This is a genomic window from Erythrobacter sp. SN021, assembly GCF_021864455.1.
On sequence record NZ_JAKKUW010000005.1, the window covers coordinates 142,433 to 163,102 of the forward strand.

The 20,670-nt window shown below is 63.5% G+C and carries 18 protein-coding genes and 1 pseudogene; 9 read left to right on the forward strand and 10 right to left on the reverse strand.

Annotated features, from left to right (window positions below; genetic code table 11):
* Window positions 1-3 precede the first annotated feature (3 nt).
* Both L5849_RS12205 and L5849_RS12210 read right to left on the reverse strand, forming a co-directional pair.
* Window positions 4-765, reverse strand: a complete 762-nt coding sequence (locus tag L5849_RS12205; protein WP_236925802.1) for an SIMPL domain-containing protein — start codon at window positions 763-765, stop codon at window positions 4-6.
* Window positions 766-837: 72 nt separating this feature from the next.
* The gene (locus tag L5849_RS12210; RefSeq protein ID WP_236925803.1) at window positions 838-1,761 is read right to left on the reverse strand and encodes a class I SAM-dependent methyltransferase; all 924 of its coding nucleotides are present in this window, start codon (window positions 1,759-1,761) and stop codon (window positions 838-840) included.
* Between the two features lie 103 nt (window positions 1,762-1,864).
* Between L5849_RS12210 and msrA the strand changes: the two genes are divergently transcribed.
* Window positions 1,865-2,401, forward strand: a complete 537-nt coding sequence (gene msrA, locus L5849_RS12215) for a peptide-methionine (S)-S-oxide reductase MsrA (RefSeq protein ID WP_236925804.1) — start codon at window positions 1,865-1,867, stop codon at window positions 2,399-2,401.
* A 5-nt stretch (window positions 2,402-2,406) separates the two neighbouring features.
* On the opposite strand, the gene L5849_RS12220 is transcribed toward msrA, so the two are convergent.
* A complete protein-coding gene (locus L5849_RS12220; protein ID WP_236925805.1) occupies window positions 2,407-3,051 on the reverse strand; it encodes a TetR/AcrR family transcriptional regulator in 645 nt (214 codons plus the stop codon).
* A 101-nt stretch (window positions 3,052-3,152) separates the two neighbouring features.
* On the opposite strand from L5849_RS12220, the pseudogene L5849_RS16165 reads away from it, so the two are divergent.
* Together L5849_RS16165 and L5849_RS12225 are read left to right on the forward strand one after the other, a co-directional pair.
* A pseudogene (locus L5849_RS16165) lies at window positions 3,153-3,503 on the forward strand (FAD-dependent oxidoreductase); the annotation flags it as partial.
* A 144-nt stretch (window positions 3,504-3,647) separates the two neighbouring features.
* On the forward strand, window positions 3,648-4,466 hold the full coding sequence (locus L5849_RS12225; protein ID WP_236925806.1) for an FAD-dependent oxidoreductase: 819 nt from the start codon (window positions 3,648-3,650) through the stop codon (window positions 4,464-4,466).
* Window positions 4,467-4,514: 48 nt separating this feature from the next.
* Here the strand turns inward: L5849_RS12225 and L5849_RS12230 are convergent, their stop codons facing one another.
* A complete protein-coding gene (locus L5849_RS12230; RefSeq protein WP_236925807.1) occupies window positions 4,515-5,756 on the reverse strand; it encodes an RsmB/NOP family class I SAM-dependent RNA methyltransferase in 1,242 nt (413 codons plus the stop codon).
* 57 nt (window positions 5,757-5,813) lie between these two features.
* Here L5849_RS12230 and L5849_RS12235 point away from each other — a divergent pair, with 57 nt between their 5' ends.
* Window positions 5,814-5,972 (forward strand): DUF1674 domain-containing protein, encoded by a 159-nt coding sequence (locus L5849_RS12235; RefSeq protein ID WP_236925808.1) that lies wholly within the window; start codon window positions 5,814-5,816, stop codon window positions 5,970-5,972.
* A 79-nt stretch (window positions 5,973-6,051) separates the two neighbouring features.
* Here the strand turns inward: L5849_RS12235 and L5849_RS12240 are convergent, their stop codons facing one another.
* Genes L5849_RS12240 through L5849_RS12255 form a run of 4 tightly spaced genes read right to left on the reverse strand, consistent with a single transcriptional unit; the run spans window position 6,052 to window position 11,766 of the window.
* Window positions 6,052-7,464: a cytochrome P450 gene (locus L5849_RS12240; protein ID WP_236925809.1), complete on the reverse strand. Its 1,413-nt coding sequence runs from the start codon at window positions 7,462-7,464 to the stop codon at window positions 6,052-6,054.
* Between the two features lie 38 nt (window positions 7,465-7,502).
* The gene (gene hemH / locus L5849_RS12245; protein ID WP_236925810.1) at window positions 7,503-8,531 is read right to left on the reverse strand and encodes a ferrochelatase; all 1,029 of its coding nucleotides are present in this window, start codon (window positions 8,529-8,531) and stop codon (window positions 7,503-7,505) included.
* On the reverse strand, window positions 8,528-10,825 hold the full coding sequence (locus L5849_RS12250; protein WP_236925811.1) for a xanthine dehydrogenase family protein molybdopterin-binding subunit: 2,298 nt from the start codon (window positions 10,823-10,825) through the stop codon (window positions 8,528-8,530). The genes hemH and L5849_RS12250 overlap by 4 nt, the downstream gene beginning before the upstream one ends.
* The gene (locus tag L5849_RS12255; protein WP_236925812.1) at window positions 10,804-11,766 is read right to left on the reverse strand and encodes an Mrp/NBP35 family ATP-binding protein; all 963 of its coding nucleotides are present in this window, start codon (window positions 11,764-11,766) and stop codon (window positions 10,804-10,806) included. The genes L5849_RS12250 and L5849_RS12255 overlap by 22 nt, the downstream gene beginning before the upstream one ends.
* A gap of 118 nt (window positions 11,767-11,884) precedes the next feature.
* On the opposite strand from L5849_RS12255, the gene hflK reads away from it, so the two are divergent.
* From hflK to L5849_RS12270, 3 genes are all read left to right on the forward strand, one after another.
* Window positions 11,885-12,991: a protease modulator HflK gene (hflK, locus tag L5849_RS12260; protein ID WP_236925813.1), complete on the forward strand. Its 1,107-nt coding sequence runs from the start codon at window positions 11,885-11,887 to the stop codon at window positions 12,989-12,991.
* A gap of 1 nt (window position 12,992) precedes the next feature.
* A complete protein-coding gene (gene hflC / locus L5849_RS12265; protein WP_236925814.1) occupies window positions 12,993-13,826 on the forward strand; it encodes a protease modulator HflC in 834 nt (277 codons plus the stop codon).
* A gap of 151 nt (window positions 13,827-13,977) precedes the next feature.
* The gene (locus tag L5849_RS12270) at window positions 13,978-15,510 is read left to right on the forward strand and encodes a Do family serine endopeptidase (protein ID WP_236925815.1); all 1,533 of its coding nucleotides are present in this window, start codon (window positions 13,978-13,980) and stop codon (window positions 15,508-15,510) included.
* A 76-nt stretch (window positions 15,511-15,586) separates the two neighbouring features.
* On the opposite strand, the gene L5849_RS12275 is transcribed toward L5849_RS12270, so the two are convergent.
* Window positions 15,587-17,761: a transglycosylase domain-containing protein gene (locus L5849_RS12275; protein ID WP_236925816.1), complete on the reverse strand. Its 2,175-nt coding sequence runs from the start codon at window positions 17,759-17,761 to the stop codon at window positions 15,587-15,589.
* A 103-nt stretch (window positions 17,762-17,864) separates the two neighbouring features.
* Window positions 17,865-18,266, reverse strand: coding sequence for a peptide-methionine (R)-S-oxide reductase MsrB (gene msrB, locus L5849_RS12280; protein ID WP_115417689.1), 402 nt, complete (start codon window positions 18,264-18,266; stop codon window positions 17,865-17,867).
* A gap of 212 nt (window positions 18,267-18,478) precedes the next feature.
* On the opposite strand from msrB, the gene rpsT reads away from it, so the two are divergent.
* The gene (rpsT, locus tag L5849_RS12285; protein ID WP_115417690.1) at window positions 18,479-18,739 is read left to right on the forward strand and encodes a 30S ribosomal protein S20; all 261 of its coding nucleotides are present in this window, start codon (window positions 18,479-18,481) and stop codon (window positions 18,737-18,739) included.
* A 442-nt stretch (window positions 18,740-19,181) separates the two neighbouring features.
* Window positions 19,182-20,642 carry a chromosomal replication initiator protein DnaA gene (dnaA, locus tag L5849_RS12290; protein ID WP_115415119.1) on the forward strand — a complete coding sequence of 487 codons (1,461 nt, stop codon included), beginning with the start codon at window positions 19,182-19,184 and terminating at the stop codon, window positions 20,640-20,642.
* Window positions 20,643-20,670: the final 28 nt, after the last annotated feature.

Genomic DNA, 20,670 nt, shown 5'->3' on the forward strand with positions numbered 1-20,670 from the left:
GCGTTATTTCTCCCGCAGGGCGAAGTCCACCTGGATATAGACGTTCGAGTGTGTCATGCCGACCATCATCCCGTCACCGCTTTCCGGGCGCGGCGCCATGGAAATCGGCGGCGGCGGGGCGGGTGCCGTCCGCTGAACCACGGCTTCGTTCATTGCCTCGGCACCGCGGAGCCAGGTCTGGCCCTGCGTCCCGCCCGCGTCGCGGATATAGAGCACCCGGCTGACCTCCATTCCGGCTGCCTCGGCATAGGCTTCGGCCCGCTTTCGCGCTGCCTTGTAGGCATCGGCATAGGCAAGATTGGCGGTTGCTTCGGGATCGGTCATCGAGAGATTCGGACCGGAGACGATGTTCGCCCCCGCTTCGGTTACAGCGGCCACGGCATCGCCGGCCCTGTCCGGATCGCGCATCGTCACCTCGACCACATTGCTCGCCTGGAACTGGCCCTTGCGATCGCCCCAATCGATCCGGCGGACATGGACCGCGCGGGTCTGGATGTCTTTCTCTTCCACACCGATCTCGCGCAAGGCCGTCACGATCTCGGCGATCTTTTCCTTGTTCTCCTCGCTCGCCGTCTTCGCACTGCGTGACCAGGTTTCGATACCGGCCTGGAACTGCGCCCGATCAGGCCTGCTCTCGGCCTGCCCGCCAGCACTGACCGAGAGCAGCGTTTCGCCATGATCGACGCCCCGCGCCTCATCGACGCGATCGGTACAGGCGGCCAGAACAAGCGGACTTGCGAGCGGGAGAATCCAATTGCGAAACATAAAATGCGGCCCTCGATGTAATGGTGTTACATCGAGGGCCTGCCTCCATTCATATGAACCGCCGCTGACGGATCAGCGTTTGCGGAAGAGCAATGTCATCCGGTCGCTTTCCCCGATCTCGCGCAATTCCTCGCGCTCCGTACCGAGTGTGGGGGGCAGTTCCCACACACCCTTCGGGTGATTTGCGGAGTCGCGGAAATTGGCATTGATCGCACTGCTGTCGACCAGTTCGAAACCGTGGACGCGCATCAGGCCCACCACATCGCTTTCGCGCAGATAACCGTTCGCGCCCAGAGTATAGTCGGCGGGCGCGTTTTCCTTGGCCCGGTGCTGAACGATACCGACCATGCCGTCGGGCTTGAGCAAGCCCCGGATACGGGTGAGTTCGGTATACATCGCCCCCGAACGCAACAGATTGTGCATTTCGCGGAAAATCAGCACACGGTCGACCCGGCCGTTCAGTTCTTCGGGCAGATCCTGCGATCCATAAACCGCCATCGGCGCGCCGGTCAGCGACCAGCCAGGTGCCGCCTCTCGGAAGCGGCCCGGCAGTTGAGAGACATAGTTTTCGAACCGCTCGCTATCCGCTGCGGCGGGATCGGGCGTCAATCCGATATAGAGCCCCTCCGACCCGAGATAGGGTACCAGCACGCGGGTATACCAGCCGCCTGCCGGCATATAGTCGACGACCGTCTGCCCTGGTTCGACGCGGAAGAAGGACAGCGTTTGCGCGGGGTTGCGGAACTGATCGCGCGCGCGATCACCGTCGCGGCGCGGATCGGCGAGAACCTGATCCATGGTGAGCGGGGCAACAGTCGATCGTTCGGCATCGGTCCCGTCTTTCCGGTCCTGCTCGCCGGGGCCAAGGATGACATCGAGAATCCGGCCCAGAACCTGACGGGTCTGGTTGCTTTCTTCCTGCTGCTGCGCGGCAACGGGCGCGGCGAGAGTGGCCAGGGCGGCGCCCGCAAGCATCGCGGCAATCGGTCTACGCATGAAATTCTCCCCTGTTTGTACCGGCACGGCATTCTTTGTGCGGGTCTGCATGACAATGACGTTGTGGCACCCTATCTGTTCCTCGCAAAGGAGAATGACGTATATGGCACAACGGCAGGCGATCGTCGCGGGTGGATGTTTCTGGTGCACCGAAGCGGTGATGAAGGACGTGATCGGCGTCAGCGAAGTCGAAAGCGGCTATATCGGCGGCGACAAGCCCGATCCGACCTACAAGGAAGTTTGCACCGGCAACACCGGCCATGCCGAGGGCGTGCGCGTGACCTTCGACGATACGCAGATCACTCTCGCCCAGCTCTACGACGTCTTCATGGGCACGCACGACCCGACCCAGCTCAACCGGCAGGGCAACGACGTCGGCACCCAGTACCGCAGCGCGATCTTCCCGCTCGAAGGGCAGGAGGACGAAGCCAAGGCCGCCATCGCGCGCTGGAACGAGGAGCATCCGGGCCAGCAGGCCGTAACCACCATCGAAAGCGGCGAATGGTATCCGGCGGAGGACTATCATCAGGAATATTGGGACGGCGAAGGCCAGCGCAATCCCTATTGTCTCGCCGTGATCCCGCCCAAGCTGATGAAGCTGCGCAAGAGCTTCCAGAAGTATCTCAAGGAAGAGGTCTGAAAATGTCAGCTTGTCGTGCCACCGGTTCGCGATGGTTCACAGCTGACATTAGAGACGAGGTCCTCGAGGTATAATTCCAGAACACGGCGGCCCTCGCGCTGAACTTCAGGCCTGTGTTCGATGATGATAGTGGAATCGGTTAGTGACAGTAGGAGCGTGGCTGCAAGAACGCGCCTGCTCTCTTCTAGCCCTGGGACTAGTTTCCTCAGTGCCCGTGCAAGTTCATCGACTACACGGGCATCCAATTCCGCTTCCGAAGAAGCCGCCTGCCATGCACCCGGCATGCCGACTCTGAGCAGGCGGTAGGACCGGTTGCGAGCAAGGAAGTCGCGTAGTGGATCGAGAAAGACATCGAGAAACTCCGCTGGAGTTGGCGCGGCTTGCTTGAGACCAAGCTTCTGACTTGCTTGGACGACAGCAGCCTCTAGCTGCGAAAGCTGCCTCTCATGCAGGGCTGCGAGGAGGGCTTCACGCGAAGCGAAGTAGCGGTAGAGTGATCCGTGGGCGGCCCCTGCGCGCCGTGCCACCTCCGACATTGCAAAGCCCTCGACACCAAGCTCTTCAACCAATTCCTCCGCGGCATCGAGCAGGGCGGTGACGCGCATCCGCGAGCGCTCTTGCTTCGGCTTGATGACTTCGGTGCCCGCCATGCTGGTGGTCTATCTTGCGCCAATATGATCTGGCAATTGAAAAGGCGACAATATTGTCATATAAAAAGTGATAATATTGTCAGTTTTCTGGAGATCGCCTTGTGCTTCCCCGTCGGAAGGTAGTTGCCGGGATCGCGAGCCTGTTGGCCGCCCCTGCCTGTGTACGCTTACCAGTTCCGACCGATTTCGACGCGATCATCGTCGGCGCCGGAGTCGCAGGCCTCAGTGCGGCCCATGCTCTCACAACCAAAGGTCGGAGAATTCTCGTTCTCGAGGCTCGAAACCGTATAGGGGGACGTGCCTGGACCGACGCGAACAGCCTCGGTGTCCCGTTCGACCAAGGGGCACACTGGCTTCATAACGCCGAGCACAACAGCTTCACGCAACTCGCCAAAGACAGAGGGCTCGCGCTGAAGGTTGCGGACACCTCCGACCGCCAGCTCTACTGTGCCGGAAAGGTGCTCTCGGACGAGAACGCCACATTGCGGATGAACAAGGCAACGAGCGATCTTGAACGCCGAATGTTCATTCCTTCCATTCTCCCCGGAGACAGCTCGCTTGCACCTTTTCTGTCGGGCGACGAGTGGCGCGATGCAATGATCGGAATCGCCGCCTTCTCGCTTGGCGCCCAACCCGATCGAATCTCGTTTGAGGATTTCCTGTCGTTGGAAGACGGCGAGGAGCGGACTGTGTCAGGGGGTTATGGCGCCCTCGTCGCGGCAGTCTTCAAAAGCGTGCCCGTACGCCTGGATCATCGGGTGGCATTGGTCGACTGGCACCATGGGAATCGGATCGCCGTATCTGGTCAATGGGGCAGCGCGACCGCCAGACATGTCATCATCGCCGTACCGCCGACGGTTCTTGCGTCCGGCGGGATCAGGTTTAGCCCCGACCTGCCCCAAGCCAAAGCTGAGGCTTTGGGCAAGTTCACAGTCGGGCAATTCCTCAAGGTCGGCTTTCGTTTCGAAGGAATGGGGAACCGGCTTCCAGAATATCATGCCGACATCTGCAGACTGGCGTCCGGGAATCTCGAAATGCTCGTCGCGGATCAGTTCGACCCGGTCCTGACCTTGATCGCATCGGGAGATCTGGCTTCAGAGCTCGCGCGGCAGGATATTGCGGGGCGCCGCGCTTACGCAATCGAGCGAATAACGCAGACGTTGGGAAAGAACGCGGCGGGGCGCCTGGGAGCCGTAATATCATACGACTGGGCGGCCGACCCCCTTTCCCTCGGCAGCTTCAGCGCGGTCAGACCAGGCGCCGGGAATGCTCGCCGCAAATTTGCACAGCCACTGCAAGGCCGTGTCCATTTCGCGGGCGACGCAGCGCCAGGGCCCTTTGCTACCACTGTCTACGGTGCGCATCTTTCGGGTCTCAGGGCTGCTCGACAAACCGAACGAGAGCTCGCACGCTAACGCACCCGCGAACTTCGGCGAGCTGGTTGCGAGCCCGGACTCGGGTGGTCAGCCCAAGGCCTTAGCCCAGCGCGCGACGAAGAAGCCGTCGAGGCCGCCGTCCTCGGCAAGCAGGCCCGGATCGGTGCGCAGCCAGCCTTCGGCGGTAGGCGCCAGGCCTTCGGGTAGCTCGTCCGAGGCGATCGGCGATGGTGTCAGTCGCACCTCTCGCGCCCGCTCTTCCCCCTCCTCGCGCTCCAGCGAGCAGGTCGCGTAGACCAGCGTAGCGCCGGGCTTGAGCCAGCCCTGCGCGCGTTCCAGCAGAGCGGCCTGCAGTTCCGCCATCTCCTCGATCTGCCGCTGACCGATGCGATGCAACACATCGGGGTGTCTGCGCGCGGTGCCTGTGGCGGTACAGGGCGCGTCCAGAAGAATGGCGTCGAAATGGTGCTTCGGCTCCCACTTCAGGGCGTCGGCGCGCACGGTGCCGGCCTTCAGGCCCGTTCGCTTGAGATTGGCCTTGAGCAGATCGAGCCGACGCTTGGAGATATCGAGCGCGGTGACATGCCATCCCCGTGCCGCCAGTTGCAGCGTTTTGCCGCCCGGTGCCGCGCACAGATCGAGCACGTGGCGCCCCTCACCCTGCCCAAGCAAGCGCGCCGGCAGGGAAGCGGCAAGGTCCTGGACCCACCATGCCCCTTCCGCGAAACCGGGCAGATTCTCGACATTCTCGCCCCGCGGCAAGCGCAGATGGCCGGGCATCAGGCTGTCGGCGGAAAGCTGGACCTTCCAGTGCTCGGTTTCGGCCGGATCGCGCAGCGTGAGATCGAGCGGCGGCGGGTCCGCGAGACCGGCGGCGATGGCTTGGGCTCGCTCGCCCCAACGCAGGGCGGCCTCTTCGGGCAGAGTCGGCACATCGGGCAGCGACGCCGCATTCCTCGTTAGCGTCGAAAAAACACCATGCGCCAGGCGACGCGGGCCGCCAGCCAAGAGGTCAAGCCCGGTCGCCACCACCGCATGCGGCGGGGTGCCCAGCCGCAACCACTGGGCCAGCATCATGCGCAGCACCATGCGGGCCTTGGCATCGTGCGGCAGCGGCTTTTTCGTCGCGGAATCGATCAGCGCATCGATATCGACCATCCAGCGCAGCACTTCGCTGGCGATGGCGCGGGCAAGCGCCTTGTCCTCGAACTTGCGCACATCCTTGGTCGCGCCACCAAAGGCAATATCGAGCGTCTCGCCACGGCGCAGGACCGCATCGAGCAGACGGAGCGCCGCGCGGCGGGCGTGAATACCTTGGGGTTGGGCCATGGGCGGTGCGCCTTACGCGCACTTGCGCAAAGCCGCCAGCGCCATCATCTTGCAGATATGACCGAGCGCGCAACGAAACGGCCCGACGGGTTCGAGAAACCCGCCCATTGGACCAACGATCCCCCGCCCCAACCGAAGAAGAGCGAGGACGAGGAGGAGATGAGCCCAACCCGCTATGGCGACTGGGTGAAGGACGGTATCGCGATAGACTTCTAGAGATGATCCCCCGCCAAGGCGGGGGTCTCAGGCCGAAAGCGGGGACCTACCCGACAGCGACCCCCGCCTTCGCGGGGATTCACAGCGCCCGCAATGCGATTTTCAGCCCGTCCTTCGGCTTGGGAATCGGCCAGGCCTGCCATTCCGGGTCGCCGCCGACGAGCTCCACACGGTAACGCGGCAGGAGCTGCGCCATCAGGATTTTCACCTGCATGTAGGCGAAGTGGAGGCCCAGACACATATGGGCGCCGCCGCCGAAGGGAACCCAGGCGTATTTGTGGCGCGCCTTCACCTTTTCGGGCGTGAAGCGCATCGGATCGAACTTTTCCGGTTCGTCCCAGTAATCCTCGCTGTGATGCGTCCAGTGGATGTTGATGCCGACCGGAGTGCCCGCAGGAATCCTGTAACCGCCATATTCGAAATCGCGCAGCGCGCGGCGCGGCATGGAGGGCACAGGCGGAATGAAGCGCAGCGCTTCCTTAAACGCCATTTCGGTAAGCTCGAGCTTACCGAGATCCTCGTAAGCCAGATCGCGCACACGGCCATCGGCATCGACGCCCCCGGTTACGCTCTCGACCTCTGCCCGCAACTTGTCCTGCCATTCGGGATGCTTGGCAAGCAGCCACAGCAGCGAGGTCGCGCTGGAGGTGATCGTGTCATGCGCGGCCATCATGAGGAAGTTCATATGGTCGACAACCTCGTCGACCGGCATCAGGCTGCCATCCTCGTACTCGGCCGTGGCAAACTGGCTGAACATGTCCTGCCCGCCGCCTTCGGCGCGGCGGCGATGCGTTTCCTTGGTGAAATAGTCGACCAGAAAGGCGCGCCCGTCGACGCCCTTCTTCATCTGGGTGAAGGGCAACGGCCTGCGCACGGGGGCCACGCTGGCCTGAACCATATCGATGAAGGCACGATTGATCCGGTCTGCCTCGGCGCCCCAGGGGATGCCGATGAAACTGTCCGCCGCGAGATCGAGCGTGAGTTCCTTGATCGCCGGGTAGAACCGCATCCCGCCTCTGGAGCCATTGGCACCCCATTCCGTCACGCGCTTGGCGATTCCCCGGTTGAGCGCGCCCGAATAATGCCGCATCGGCCCCGGCTTGAATGCAATCGACAGCGCCCGGCGATCGGCCCGGTGATGGTCGAAATCCATCAGCATCAACCCGCGCGGAAACAGCTTGTCGAGGATGGGCCCCCAGCCCTGCTCGGATGAAAACAGCTTGTCCCGGTCGAACAGGACAAGTTCATTGGCATCCGCGCCGATCAACGCGATGTTCCATCCGCCGAACGCCTTGTTCTTGTACACTCTGCCGTATTTCTCGACCATCGACTTGGCCATGCCGTGCGGATCGGCGAGCATCCGGAAAGTGTTGCCGATGATCGGCCAGCCCGCCTCTCCCGGAATGTGGGCGAGCTCGTCGTCGCTGGGATTGCCTTCGGTCCAGTGCGTTGGCGCAAGGTCGGCGGGTTGGTGCGAGGCAAGCGTGGCCATAGGTAGCTCCTGACAACTTACCGCAGTGTAAGTAATTTCTAGGCGTTAATCCACCCCGACAATTCGCGCCGGAGCAAGGTTTCGAGCATGGTGAGCCCCGCATCGGAGGTGTTGAGGCAGGACAGCGCGGCGAAATGATCCCCGCCCGCTTCGGTGAACTGTTCGCGCCCCTGGATAGCGAGTTCCTCCAGCGTTTCGAGGCAATCCGCGGAAAAACCCGGCGCCGCGATGGCCAGACGCTTCGTGCCCGCTTTCGCCTCTTCCTCGAGCACCACATCGGTTGCCGGTTCGAGCCATTTGGCTCGCCCGAAGCGCGACTGGAACGTGGTGCGGAAGCGCAGGCCCGGGCGGGCCAGTTTCTCCTGCAGCAATCGCGAGGTCTTCTGGCAGTGGCAGTGATACGGATCGCCCAGATCGAGCGTGCGCTGCGGCATCCCGTGAAAACTCAGCAGAAGCACTTCGGGCTCGAACTCCAAGGCACCTAACTGACGCGACAGATCGCTCGCCAGCGCATCGATATAGGCCGGATCGTCATGATAGGGCGGCAAGGTACGCAGGCTGGCCTGCCAGCGCATGGCCTTGAGCTTGTCGGCCGCCTTGTCGACCACCGTCGCCGTCGTCGCTCCGCTATATTGCGGATAGAGCGGGGCTAGCAGGATGCGCTCGCACCCGGCATCCATCAGCGCCTGCAAACGGTCCGGGATCGACGGCGTACCATAGCGCATTGCCCAGTCGACCGTCACCTGCTCGCCGAGTCGCAGCTGCATCGCATCGGCCTGCCTGCGGGTGATGACCGCAAGGGGCGATCCCTCTTCGGTCCAGACCTGGCGATAGGCATGGGCGCTCTTTTTCGGGCGGGTGTTGAGGATGATCCCGCGCAGGATCGGCTGCCAGGCGATCGGCGGGATTTCGACCACGCGGCGGTCCGACAGGAATTCCGCCAGATAGCGCTTCACCGGCCCGGCTTCGGGCGCGTCGGGCGTGCCAAGATTGACGATCAACACCCCGACCCTGCCCGATTTCACCGGGGGATGATCGAGGGGAAGTTTCTGCGTCTGCCAGGTCATAGGCCCTCCGATAGCAATGGCAGGCGGCGAAAGCGCACTCCGGTCGCGGAGTAAAGCGCATTCGCAATCGCAGGAGGCGCCACGGCCACGCCGAGTTCGCCCGGATCGAAGGCCGGCGCATCGCTGGCCAGCAATTCCACGACGATTTCGGGACTGTCGGCCAAGGTCGGCAGGGCGAGCCCGCCAAGGCGCGCGGGCACCGGCTTACCGTCTTCATAGGACACGCTCGCTCCGGTTGCGAGCGAGAGTCCGAAAATCAGGCCGCCTTCGATCTGCTGGCGCGCGATATCGTGATTGACCACGCGCCCGATATCGACCGCTGCATGCAGACGCCTGACGCGCAGGCCGCCTTCACCCAACGCCGCCTGCGCAACGCAAGCGACGCAGCCGCCGCTTTCCGGCGATCCGAAGCGGGCCAGCGCCAGCCCCTGCCCCGTGCCGCGGCGTCCACCATCCCATCCGGCAAGCCGCGTCGCGCGGCGCAGCGTGTCGGCCATGCGCGGCAGACCGGACAGCATTTCCATGCGGTAGAGGAAAGGGTCGCGCCCGGCGCGTTCGGCCAGCTCGTCGACGAAACTTTCCGAGAAAAAGGCGTTGTAGGCCTGCGCATTCCCCCGCATTTGCCCGGTCGGAAACGGCAGGGTTACGGGCAGGTGATCGACTGCCACATGGTCTATTCTGTAGGGCGGCACGGCGCCTTCGCAGGCGAGCGCATCGGCCTCCCCCGCCGCGTGCTCCATGGCCGCCTGCGGGGTCTTGTTGTCGAACAGCCGCCGCCCGAATTCACGGACGGTCGCAGGCATCGCCAGACGCGAGCGCCAGGCCGCAATCCGTCCGCCGGATGCGGGGAGGAATGCGGCTTCGAGGCGCGCGCTTACCGGCGTGCGCACAGGCACCGACTGCAATTCCTGCACTCGCGGCCAGGTCAGATTGACGGGGCGACCGATCTGCTTCGCGATCTGCGCCACCTCGATCGCATGACGACGTTCGAGCCGTGCATCGAAGCTTCCCCCGGCGGCTGTGGGATAGAGGACCACATCCTGCGGCGAAATGCCGATCGCCCTGGCGGCCGCCCGGCGCGTGAGCTCGGGCGCCTGCGCGGCGATCCATAATTCCAGCGTATCGCCATCGAACCGCGCGGTCGCGCTTGCGGTCTCTATCGTCGCGTGAACGGCCGGTGCCACCGAATAGCTTTGCGTATAATCGGGCCGAACGAGAAGATCGTCGGGGCTGCCGACTTCCCGTATGCGCTCGGGATCGACCTCGTCATGCGCGGCCTCCAGCGCCTCCAGCGCGGCGGCGCTCTCGACGGCGGGTGGCCCGGCAAACACCGGGCGCATTTTCTTCAGCGCCTGTTCGGCGATCCACCAGCTTTCCGCCACCGCGGCGAGGTAGCGTTTCGACTTGACCACGCCGACCAGGCCCCTGAGACCCTCGACAGCTCCCGCCTCGAAGGCGGACAGGTCCGGCTTGCCCAGCGGGCCGTGCCGGATGGAGGCATAGACGAGCCCCGGCAGGCGAATGTCGCCCGCGAAAAGGAAACTGCCATCGACCTTGGCGGGCAGGTCGAGGCGCGGGAAGACGGGATCGAGCTCGGCCTCTGCCGGAGAGGGGTCCTCGCTCGCAGGCTGAACTCGCAAGGGCGCAGGGTGGGGCGGGTCGAATTCGGCAGCCTCGGCCACGAGCGCGCCGAAATCGAGCTGTCGCTCGCCATGTCGCACGAGCCCGCCTTCGACCTCGCATTCCTCCCAATCGACCTCCCAGCGTTCGGCAGCCGCCATGGCCAGCATGGCGCGCGCACTCGCCGCCGCCTCGCGCATCGGCTGTTCATAGGCGATAAGCGAGCAGCCCCGTGCCGTCGCCGCGAAGGCGTTTGCGCGCGCGAAGTTTTCCGCCAGCAGGCTGTCAGCATCACCCGCTAGGCTGGGTAGGTTGGACCACAACGGAGCCCATTTCGCCGCGAGCGGGACATTGGCGTAAAGGCCCGAAGGCGGAACCGGTTCCACCGCTATCTGACGCCAGTCTGCACCCAGTTCGACCGCCACGACCTGCGCGAGCAACGTAGTAACCCCCTGGCCCATTTCGAGCTGCGGCACAGCCACGGTCACCACACCATCGCTGCCGATCGTCATCCAGCCGCCGAAATCGCGTTCGTCGGGGCGGGGAGCGAGCGGGCTGGAATAGTGGCGCGGCCACAGCCACCAGGCGACCGCCAGCCCGCCGCCCACTGCAGCGCCCGCGATCAACCGGCGCCGCGTGACCGGAAGTTCGTCTAGCTTTGCGCGCCAATCCATGCGTGGATCTTGGCGGCGATGTCATGGAAGGGCTGGGCCAGCAGATCATCGCCTGCTGCCGGAAGCGTTCCTTTATCGCTGCCCTCACGAATGGCGAGATCGAGCGGGATGCGCCCCAGGAAGGGGAGGTCGAGCCGCTGTGCCGCCGTCTCGACCCCGCCCTTGCCAAAGGGATCGGACATTTCGCCGCAATGCGGGCAGGCATAGCCCGCCATGTTTTCGACCAGGCCGATGATCGGCACATCCGCCTGGTCGAACAATTGGCCCGCCCGCGCGGCATCGATCAATGCCAGGTCCTGCGGCGTAGAGACCAGCACCGCGCCCATGGGTTTGAACCGTTGGAGCATGGTCAACTGCACGTCCCCCGTGCCCGGCGGAAGATCCACAAGCAAAGTATCGACATCGTCCCAATGCGCATCGATCAGTTGCGACAGGGCATTGCCCGCCATCGGCCCGCGCCAGGCAAGCGCACGGCCCGGTTCGACCAAATGGCCCATCGACAGAACGGGGATACCGATATCGCTATCGACCGGAACGAGTTTCTCGTCGCGCGCGACCGGCTTCTGCCCTTGATTGCCAAAGATGACCGGTTGCGATGGGCCGTAGACATCCGCATCGACCAGCCCGACCTTGTGCCCCAATTGGGCCAGCGCCACCGCGAGGTTGGCGGTCAGCGTCGATTTGCCGACCCCGCCCTTGCCGCTGCCGACAGCGATCAGGCGGCGCTGCTTGCGCTCGGCGGTCAGGACCACGCGGGTTTCGGAAACGTCCTCGCGCTGGCCGAGCGTATCGGAAATCGCGCGCTCGATATCGGCGCGATCCTTGGTGCCCAACCCGGCGGCATCCACGACGGCTATCGCCCTCCCGTTCTTGATGGTGAGCGCGCTCACGCGCGCGGCAAGGCTGGGGGGCAGTAGCGTTTTTGGATCGGTGGAACTCATGAGGGCGGCTGCTGTAGCATCGAAAAGCGCGCTGCAACCCCTGTTTTTCCCGCGAAGCACACCTATAACAAGGACCATGAGAGTTTTGGACGGGTTCGGACAGAGGATTTCCCTCGCGATGACAGGTAAGAAAAACCCTTGGGGCGGTGATTCCGGCAAGGGTGGCGATGGCGACAAGCCAACGGGTGCACAGGATGGCGACAAGCCGAAGGGGCCGCGCAATCCCTGGCTGCCACCGGGCGGCAATGACGGGCGCCGGGCGCCGAATATCGAGGATATCTTCAAGAGCCGCGGCCCCGAAGGGCCGCGCCGCAGCGGTGGCGGAGGCCCCGGCGGACCCAATTTCCGCTTTCCCCAGCGCCCCGGCGGCAAGAGCTGGTTCCCGATCGCGGTCATCGCCGTGATCGGCATCGGTGTGCTGGCAACGAGCGTCCACCTGGTCGGCCCGCAACAGCAAGGAGTCGTAAAAACGCTCGGCAACTACACGCGCCCGCTCGAACCGGGGCTCAACTTCACTGCCCCGTTCCCCATCGAGACAGTCGATATCGAGGACGTCGAAGGTGTCCGGTCGGTCAGGATCCCCGGCAATAACAATCAGGCCAAACTGATTCTGACCGGCGACCAGAACCTGGTCGACCTGTCCTATATCGTGCGGTGGAACATCAAGGACCTCGAGGGCTTCAAATTCCGCGTGGTCGATCCGGTCGAGACCGTGAACGAGGCAGCCGAGGCAGCGATGCGCGCCTCGGTGGCCGAGACCGAACTCGACGAGACTTTCTCGGGCCAGGGCCGTGCGGCGATCGAACAGGACGTGCGCGAACGCATGCAGGCGACGCTCGACAGCTATGGCGCGGGCATTCGCGTGCTGGGTGTCGAAATCGAGAAGGCCGACCCGCCCGCTCAGGTGGTCGATGCCTTCCGCGACGTGCAGGTGGCCGAGCAGAACGCCGATGCGGCGCGCAACCAGGCGCGCGGCTATGCCCAGCAGGTGCTCGCACAGGCGGAAGGTGAGGCCGAAGCCTTCGACAAGGTATACGAGCAGTACCGCCTCGCGCCGCAGGTGACGCGCCAGCGCCTCTATTACGAGACCATGGAGCGCGTACTGAGCCAGACCGACAAAACCATCGTCGAGACAGGCAACGTGACTCCCTATCTCCCCTTGCCGGAAATTCGGCGCCGGGCGCAGCAACCCACGACCACCGTGACGGCACCGGAGGGGCAGTAACATGAGCAATTTCTTGCAAAACTATCGCACCGCCGTAATCGCGCTGGGCGTATTACTGGTCGCCTTCATGATGAGCGCCTATGTCGTTCCCGAAGAGGAACAGGCCGTCATAATCCGGACGGGTGAACCGGTCGGCGTGGTCAACACGCCCGGCGGCGAAACCGATGCCGGTCTCTACCTGCGCATTCCCTTCATCGATTCGGTCCGCCGGATCGAAAAGCGGCTGCTCGATCTCGAGATGAACGACGAGGAAGTGCTTTCGGCCGACCAGCAGCGTCTGCTGGTCAACGCCTATGCGCGGTTCCGCATTACCGACCCGGTTCGCATGGTCGAACGCGCAGGCACCACCGAAGGCGTGCGCAACGCGCTCGAGCCGATCCTCAACTCGGTATTGCGTCAGGAACTCGGCCGCCGCACCTTCCAGTCGATGCTGACCGCCGAAAGGGGCAGCGCGCTGGCCAATGTCCGCGCCAATCTCGATCGGCAGGCACGCCAATATGGCGCCGAAGTGGTCGACGTGAAGATCATGCGCACCGACTTGCCCGAAGCCCCGCTGCAATCGGCCTTCCGCCGGATGGAATCGGATCGCGAGCGCGAGGCGCGCACGATCCGTGCGGGCGGCAGCCGCGATGCGCGTATCATTCGCGCCGAAGCAGACGCCGAAGCGGCGCGTATCTATGCCGACGCGTTCGGCAAGGATGCCGAATTCTATGATTTCTACCGCGCCATGCAGAGCTACGACGCCACGTTTTCCAATGGCGAAAACCCATCAGAAAGCAGCATCATCCTGTCGCCGGACAATGAATATCTGCGACAGTTCCGCGGGCGGCGTTGACCGTTCGTCGAGCGATAGAAACGTCGTTCAAACGGCATTCAGCGGCGGGTGCGACAGTCGCCCGCCGGAACGCAGGGCGCGCAGAGCGGTAGCCATACCGTGGCTGCAAGCCAGGCAAGCTAAGGAAGAGGACGAAAAGGACGTGAAGCCCGTGCGATATGCATATTCCGTGACGAGTGCGCTGCTGGTGGGCGGCGCCGCGATCTCGCTCGCGACCGGCTATCCGGCCGGCGCCCAGGTCGCCCAGAACGACGATAGCCAGATGGCCCGCGTCGTGCCGCGAGCCGGCGCTCCCGAAAGTTTCGCCGATCTGACCGCGCAATTGCAGCCGGCAGTGGTCAACATTTCGACCCGCCAGCGGATCGAAGTAGCGACCAATAACGGCAACCCCTTCGCGGGCACGCCGTTCGAAGGCCTGTTCAACCGCCGCCGTGGCCAGCAGCAGGAACCGCAATTCCGCGAAGGCCAGTCGCTCGGTTCGGGATTCATCATCTCGGCGGACGGTTATGTCGTGACCAACAACCATGTCGTCAGCCCCAGCGGACGCGGCACGGTGGAAGAAATCACCGTGACCATGCCCGATGGCACCGAATACGAAGCCGATTTGGTCGGCACCGACGCGCAGAGCGACCTCGCCGTGCTCAAGATCGCACGCCGCGAAGCCTTTCCCTTCGTCGAATTCGGCGACAGTTCGCAGGCTCGCCCGGGCGATTGGGTGGTTGCCATCGGCAATCCCTTCGGCCTGGGCGGCACGGTGACTTCGGGCATCGTTTCCGCAGTCTATCGCAACACCGGCCAGGGCGGCGCCTATGACCGCTACATCCAGACCGACGCCGCGATCAATCGCGGCAATTCGGGCGGCCCTCTGTTCGACATGCAGGGCAATGTCATCGGCATCAACAACGCCATCTTCTCGCCTTCGGGCGGCAGCGTGGGCATTGGTTTCGCCATCCCCGCCGAAATCGCCGCGCCGATCGTCAGCCAGTTGCGCGACGGGGTCGAAATCGAACGTGGGTATCTCGGCGTGCAAATCCAGCCGGTGACCGACGATGTCGCCGATTCGCTCGGCATTGCGCGGAACCGGGGCGAGTTCATCCAGTCGGTTCAGCCCGGGGAGCCTGCCGAAGAGGCCGGTATCCGGCCCGGCGACATCGTGACCAAGATCAATGGCCAGGATGTGACGCCCGACCAGACACTCTCTTTCCTCGTCGCCAATATCCGTCCCGGCACCATGATTCCGGTCGAACTGATCCGCGACGGCGAAACCCGCCGCGTTAATGTGACCGTGGGCAAGCGGCCGAGCGAAGAGGAACTGCGCCAGCAGCAGCTCTTCAATCCCGATGCCGAGGAAGAGGAGACGATGGAGCCGGGCGACAATGCAGTGATCGAGGAGAAGCTCGGCCTGCAAGCGCTCCCGCTTACTCCGCAGATCGCGCGCCAGCTCGGTGTCAGCGCCGATACAAGGGGCCTGGTCGTGGCAGGCGTGGACCAGAATTCGGACGCAGCGCGCAAGGGTCTGCGCCGGGGCGACATCATTCTCACGGCCAATTATCGTCCGGTGACAAGTCTCGAGGATCTGGAGAACACCATTCGCGAGGCACAGCGTGACAAGCGCGAGGCGGTTTTGCTTCGCGCTCAACGCCGTGGCGGTCCGGCACAGTATATTGCGGTAAGACTGCGCTAAGGCGGCCAATCGCACAAATAAGGGCGGCTCCCTCTCACACCGTTGGGGGAGCCGCTTTTTTTTCGCGCTCGGCAACCTAATTGGTCGAACGCGGAGCAGGCGGCTGACGTTGCTCTGAACGGGTGCCGGTCGCTTCATCGAGAAAATCGTCGCCCACCGCCTGCGGAGCGCCATCGGCCCCACGTGATGGTTGCTGCGGCGGGCGGGGTGCGGGGACGACCGGGGGGGCACGCTGGCGATCGGGATCGAGCGTGCGATCGAATTCTTCCGCGAAAGGATCTTCGCGCGGGCTGTCGGACGTGCCCGGTTCGATCAGATTGCCCTGCTCGTCGATGAAATAATAATCCTCCGGATCGCCGAGCATGTATTCATCGTCGGGCTCGAGCTGCCATTCGGGCAGTTGCAGGTCGGTATCGAATTCCTCGACCGGGCGATCTTTCACCGCATAGCGCATATAGGCGGCAAAGGCGCGCGCCGGCGCGGTACCGCCCTGCAACCCGCCTACCCGCTTATTGTCGTCTCGGCCCATCCACACACCGGTGGTGATGCCCGACGAAAAGCCGACGAAATAGCCGTCCTTGTTCGAACTGGTTGTGCCGGTCTTGCCCGCCACCGGACGCCCGATCTGCGCCGCGCGTCCCGTGCCGGTGGCAACGGCGGTCTGCAACAGATCGGTGATTCCGGCCGCGACATAATCGGGCACGAGCTGCGTGCTGCGCGCCTGCTCGTGCTGATACAGCAATTCCCCCTCGCCCGTTTCGACCTTGAGGATGCCATAGGGTTCGACCGAATTACCCTTGGCCGAAACGCCCGCGAAGGCCCGCGTCATATCGATCAGGCGAACTTCGTTGGTGCCCAGGACCATTGCCGGATAGGTATTGATCTCGCTGCTTATGCCGAAACGCCGCGCCATAGAGGCGACCGTGCCGAAGCCGACCTCGTTGCCAAGCTGCGCCGCGACCGTATTGATCGAATAAGCGAAGGCGGTGCGCAGGTCGATTTCGCCAACATTGCGCCCACTTGAATTGCGCGGGCTCCAGTCGTTGATCCTAACCGGCGTATCGATCACTCGGTCGTCCGGCGTGTATCCCGCCTCGAGCGCCGCGAGGTAGACGAACAGCTTCCAGGCGGAGCCGGGCTGGCGCATCGCATCCGTGGCGCGGTTGTAATTGGTTTCGACATAGTCGGTGCCGCCGACCAATGCGAGAACCGCTCCATCGCGGTCCATACTGACGAGGGCGCCCTGCGCACTGTCCGGCGTGTTCGACTGGACGGCCGCAGTCGCCGCGCGCTGCATTCCGACATCGAGCGTGGTCCACACCTCGATCGGCTCGAAAGTTTCCGGCAGCAGCAGATCGAGCTGCGGCAACACCCAATCGGTGAAGTAGCGGACCGAATTCTGCCCGGCTTCCTCTTTCAGATTAACTGCGGAGGGATCGACCGTGACATCGGGCGCGATACGCCCCTGTTCCTTCATCAGACGCAGCACCACGCTCGCACGGGCAACTGCGGCATCGATATCGGCGGTCGGGGAATAGCGGCTGGGCGCCTTGACCAGGCCGGCGATGATCGCCGCTTCGGCAACCGACAGTTCGGTAGCGGGATGGCTGAAGAACTTCCGGCTGGCGCTGTCGATGCCATAAGCTCCGCCGCCGAAATAGACCTTGTTGAGATAGAGCTCGAGGATCTGTTCCTTTGAAAACTTCGCTTCCAGCGCCATGGCCAGAACGGCCTCGCGCAGCTTGCGATCGAGCGTGCGGTTGGTGTTGAGAAAGACATTGCGGGCGAGCTGCTGGGAAATCGTCGATGTCCCGCCCACGCGCGAGCGCGACCCGGTAATGCCCTCCACGATCGCGCCGCCCGTGCGCCAGAAGTCGATCCCGAAGTGGGAATAATAGCGCCGATCCTCGACCGAGATCATCGCATCCTTCATGACCTGCGGAATTTCGTCCGCTGTAAGCCATTTGCCGAAGCTCGGCCCAAGCTCGACAATTTCCGTGCCATCGCGCGCGCGGACCACGATGGTCTGCGCGGTTTGCGTCGCTTTGAGCTGATAGTAGCTGGGCATGGAGCGTGCCGCGAAGGCCACGGCGAGTCCGACGAACAAGGCGGCCAGTAACGCCAGCGCGCCGCCCCAGATCGCCACGCGGCGCGCCCAGAACCTGACGCGGCTGTGCGGCTTGTCGGCGGACGCCCGTCCAGCGCGTTTCGTGCGCGCCGCGCTCTTGCGGCGGCTCCCTCTTTTATCCATCGGCTATACAGGCACCCTTGTTGTTCGCGGCCCTATAAGTGTCACAAACTCGCATGGCGAGGTCTAACACCGCGTGAACGGCCAAAGCGCATAATCCGGCCAATCAATCCCCGGGTTCGAAATCGAGCGCTGCGGAATTGATGCAATAGCGCAAGCCACCGCGATCGCGAGGTCCGTCCGGAAACACATGCCCCAGATGGCCGCCGCAATTGGCACAGGTAACCTCGGTGCGGATCATCCCGTGCGAGGTGTCGCGATGCTCATCCACGGCCTCTCCCCCGGCGGGTTCGGTAAAGGCCGGCCAGCCACACCCGCTATTATACTTGTCGTCGCTTTCGAACAGCTTCTGGCCACAGCCTGCGCAGTAATATTCGCCGGCATCGTAATGCTTGTCGTACTTTCCGGTGAATGCGCGTTCGGTCCCTGCCTCGCGCAGGATGTGGTATTGTTCGGGCGTCAGCTTCTCACGCCATTCGGCATCGCTCAATTCGGGCTTGTCGCGCACGCCTTGTCCTTTCCTGTGGAACACCTCATATAGGGCCAACCGGAGCCAGTGCACACGGTTCCGGAAATGGTCGACGAATTGCTTGACGATTCGGGGGGGCAGCGCTAAGTGCGCCGCTTTCCGGCGGCCCGTGCCGCCTTTTCGCACGCATCGTATAATATTACCCGCCGCGCATCTCGTGCGGCCTGACGAGGACAGACCCGAGAACCTTTATGGCCAACACGCCGCAAGCCAAGAAGCGCATCCGTCGCAACGCCCGCCGGGCCGAAATCAACGGTGCCCGCATGAGCCGTATCCGCAACTTCCTCAAGAAGGTGGAAGTCGCGATCGAAGGGGGCGACAAGGATGGCGCACAATCCGCGCTCAAGACCGCCCAGCCCGAACTCGCCCGCGGTGTCGCGCGCGGCGTATTGCACAAGAACACCGCGGCCCGGAAGATGAGCCGTCTGACGAAGCGCGTCGCCGCGCTCTGATTCGCTTTTCCGGCTCGTCCGGACGCGAAAACGAAAGGGGTCGCCGGGTTGCCGGCGGCCCCTTTGTCGTATTCCGGTTTCATTCCGATACGGACCTGTCACGGCATAGTAATCGAACCCACGCAAATCCCGCGATTCGTAGCGTCAAATCGGACCTTTCCCAATAAAACCATAGGGTTGAACGAAGGTCTGCGGCTTAGGCACGAGTCAACAAGTATATTTCAGATTTTTTGCAGTTATCCCCCTTGCGACTCATCCGGCGTGAGACCTACACAATGGTTCTCAGCCCGGGGCGGGACAGCCCGGGCCCTTTAAAAACCGAATATGCCAAGGGGACTTCCGGAAACGCCTTTTCCGGACGAGGCCGTGCTGTGCCTGCCCTTGTGGCTATCGGGCGAACGAAACAGGCGTCGCGAGACGCCGATCGGGGGATGGTAAGAGAATGCGTAAGGCATCGAATAATGGCGCCCGGCAGTCACAGGACGATTTCATGGAAGATCAAGAAGCGGTAAACCTGGCTGCGGATTGGGCCGATATCAGCCAGGGGCTCCGCAAGGATCTTGGCCACCAATTGCACAGCCAGTGGATCAGGCCGATCCAGGTTGGCGGCATCGACAAGGACACGGGCACGCTCGACCTGTTCCTGCCCACCGAATTCAGCGCCAACTGGGTCAAGGATCGCTTTGCCGACCGGCTGAGCCTGGCATGGAAGATTGCCCGCAGCGAAGTGCGCGACGTGCGTATCCAGGTGCATCCGGGCCGCCGCCAGGTCGCCGATCTGCGGCTGCATGCCGATGGCCGCCGTCCGGCCAATGACGGGGCCGACACGTCGATGATGGCAATCGGTGCGGACACGCTGGGCGACACCGGTTTTACCAGCTCGGTCGGTCTCGACCCGAGCCTGACCTTCGCCGCCTTTATCACCGGCGAGGCAAATGTGCTCGCGTTCAACGCGGCACAGCGCATGGGCGCAACGGAAAAGCCGCAATTCTCGCCGCTCTATCTCAAGGCCGCGACCGGCCAGGGCAAGACGCATCTGCTCCACGCGATCGGCCACAGCTTTTTGCAGGCCCATCCGCGCAGCCGCATTTTCTACTGCAGCGCCGAACGGTTCATGGTCGAATTCGTCCAGGCGCTCAAAGCCAACCAGATGCTCGAATTCAAAGCCCGCCTGCGCAGCTTCGACCTGCTGCTGGTCGACGACATCCAGTTCATCATCGGCAAGGCTTCGGCGCAGGAAGAGCTGCTTTATACGATCGATGCGCTGCTGGCCGAAGGCAAGCGTCTGGTCTTCGCGGCAGACCGTGCACCGCAGGCACTCGACGGCGTCGAACCGCGCCTGCTGAGCCGTCTCTCGATGGGTCTGGTCGCCGATATCCAGGCGGCCGACATCGAACTCAGGAAGAAAATTCTCACCTCCAAGCTGACGCGTTTCGCGCCGCTCGAGGTGCCCGGCGACGTGCTCGATTTCCTCGCACGAACCATCACGCGCAATATCCGCGAGCTGGTGGGCGGGCTCAACAAGCTGATCGCCTATGCCCAGTTGACGGGTCAGGAAGTCTCGCTCCAACTGGCAGAGGAACAGCTGACCGACATCCTGTCGGCCAATCGCCGCCGGATTACGATCGACGAAATCCAGCGCACGGTCTGCCAGTTCTACCGGATCGACCGCTCAGAAATGAGCAGCAAACGCCGTGCACGCGCCGTGGTCCGCCCGCGCCAGGTAGCAATGTATCTCTCGAAGGTTCTCACGCCGCGCAGCTATCCCGAGATCGGGCGCAAGTTCGGCGGGCGCGACCATTCCACCGTTATCCACGCCGTGCGCCTGATCGAGGACCTGCGCCAGCGCGATGCCGATATGGATGGCGATGTGCGTAGCCTGTTGAGACAGCTCGAAAGCTGAGGGGATAAGTCGGCGGCACGCGCCTACC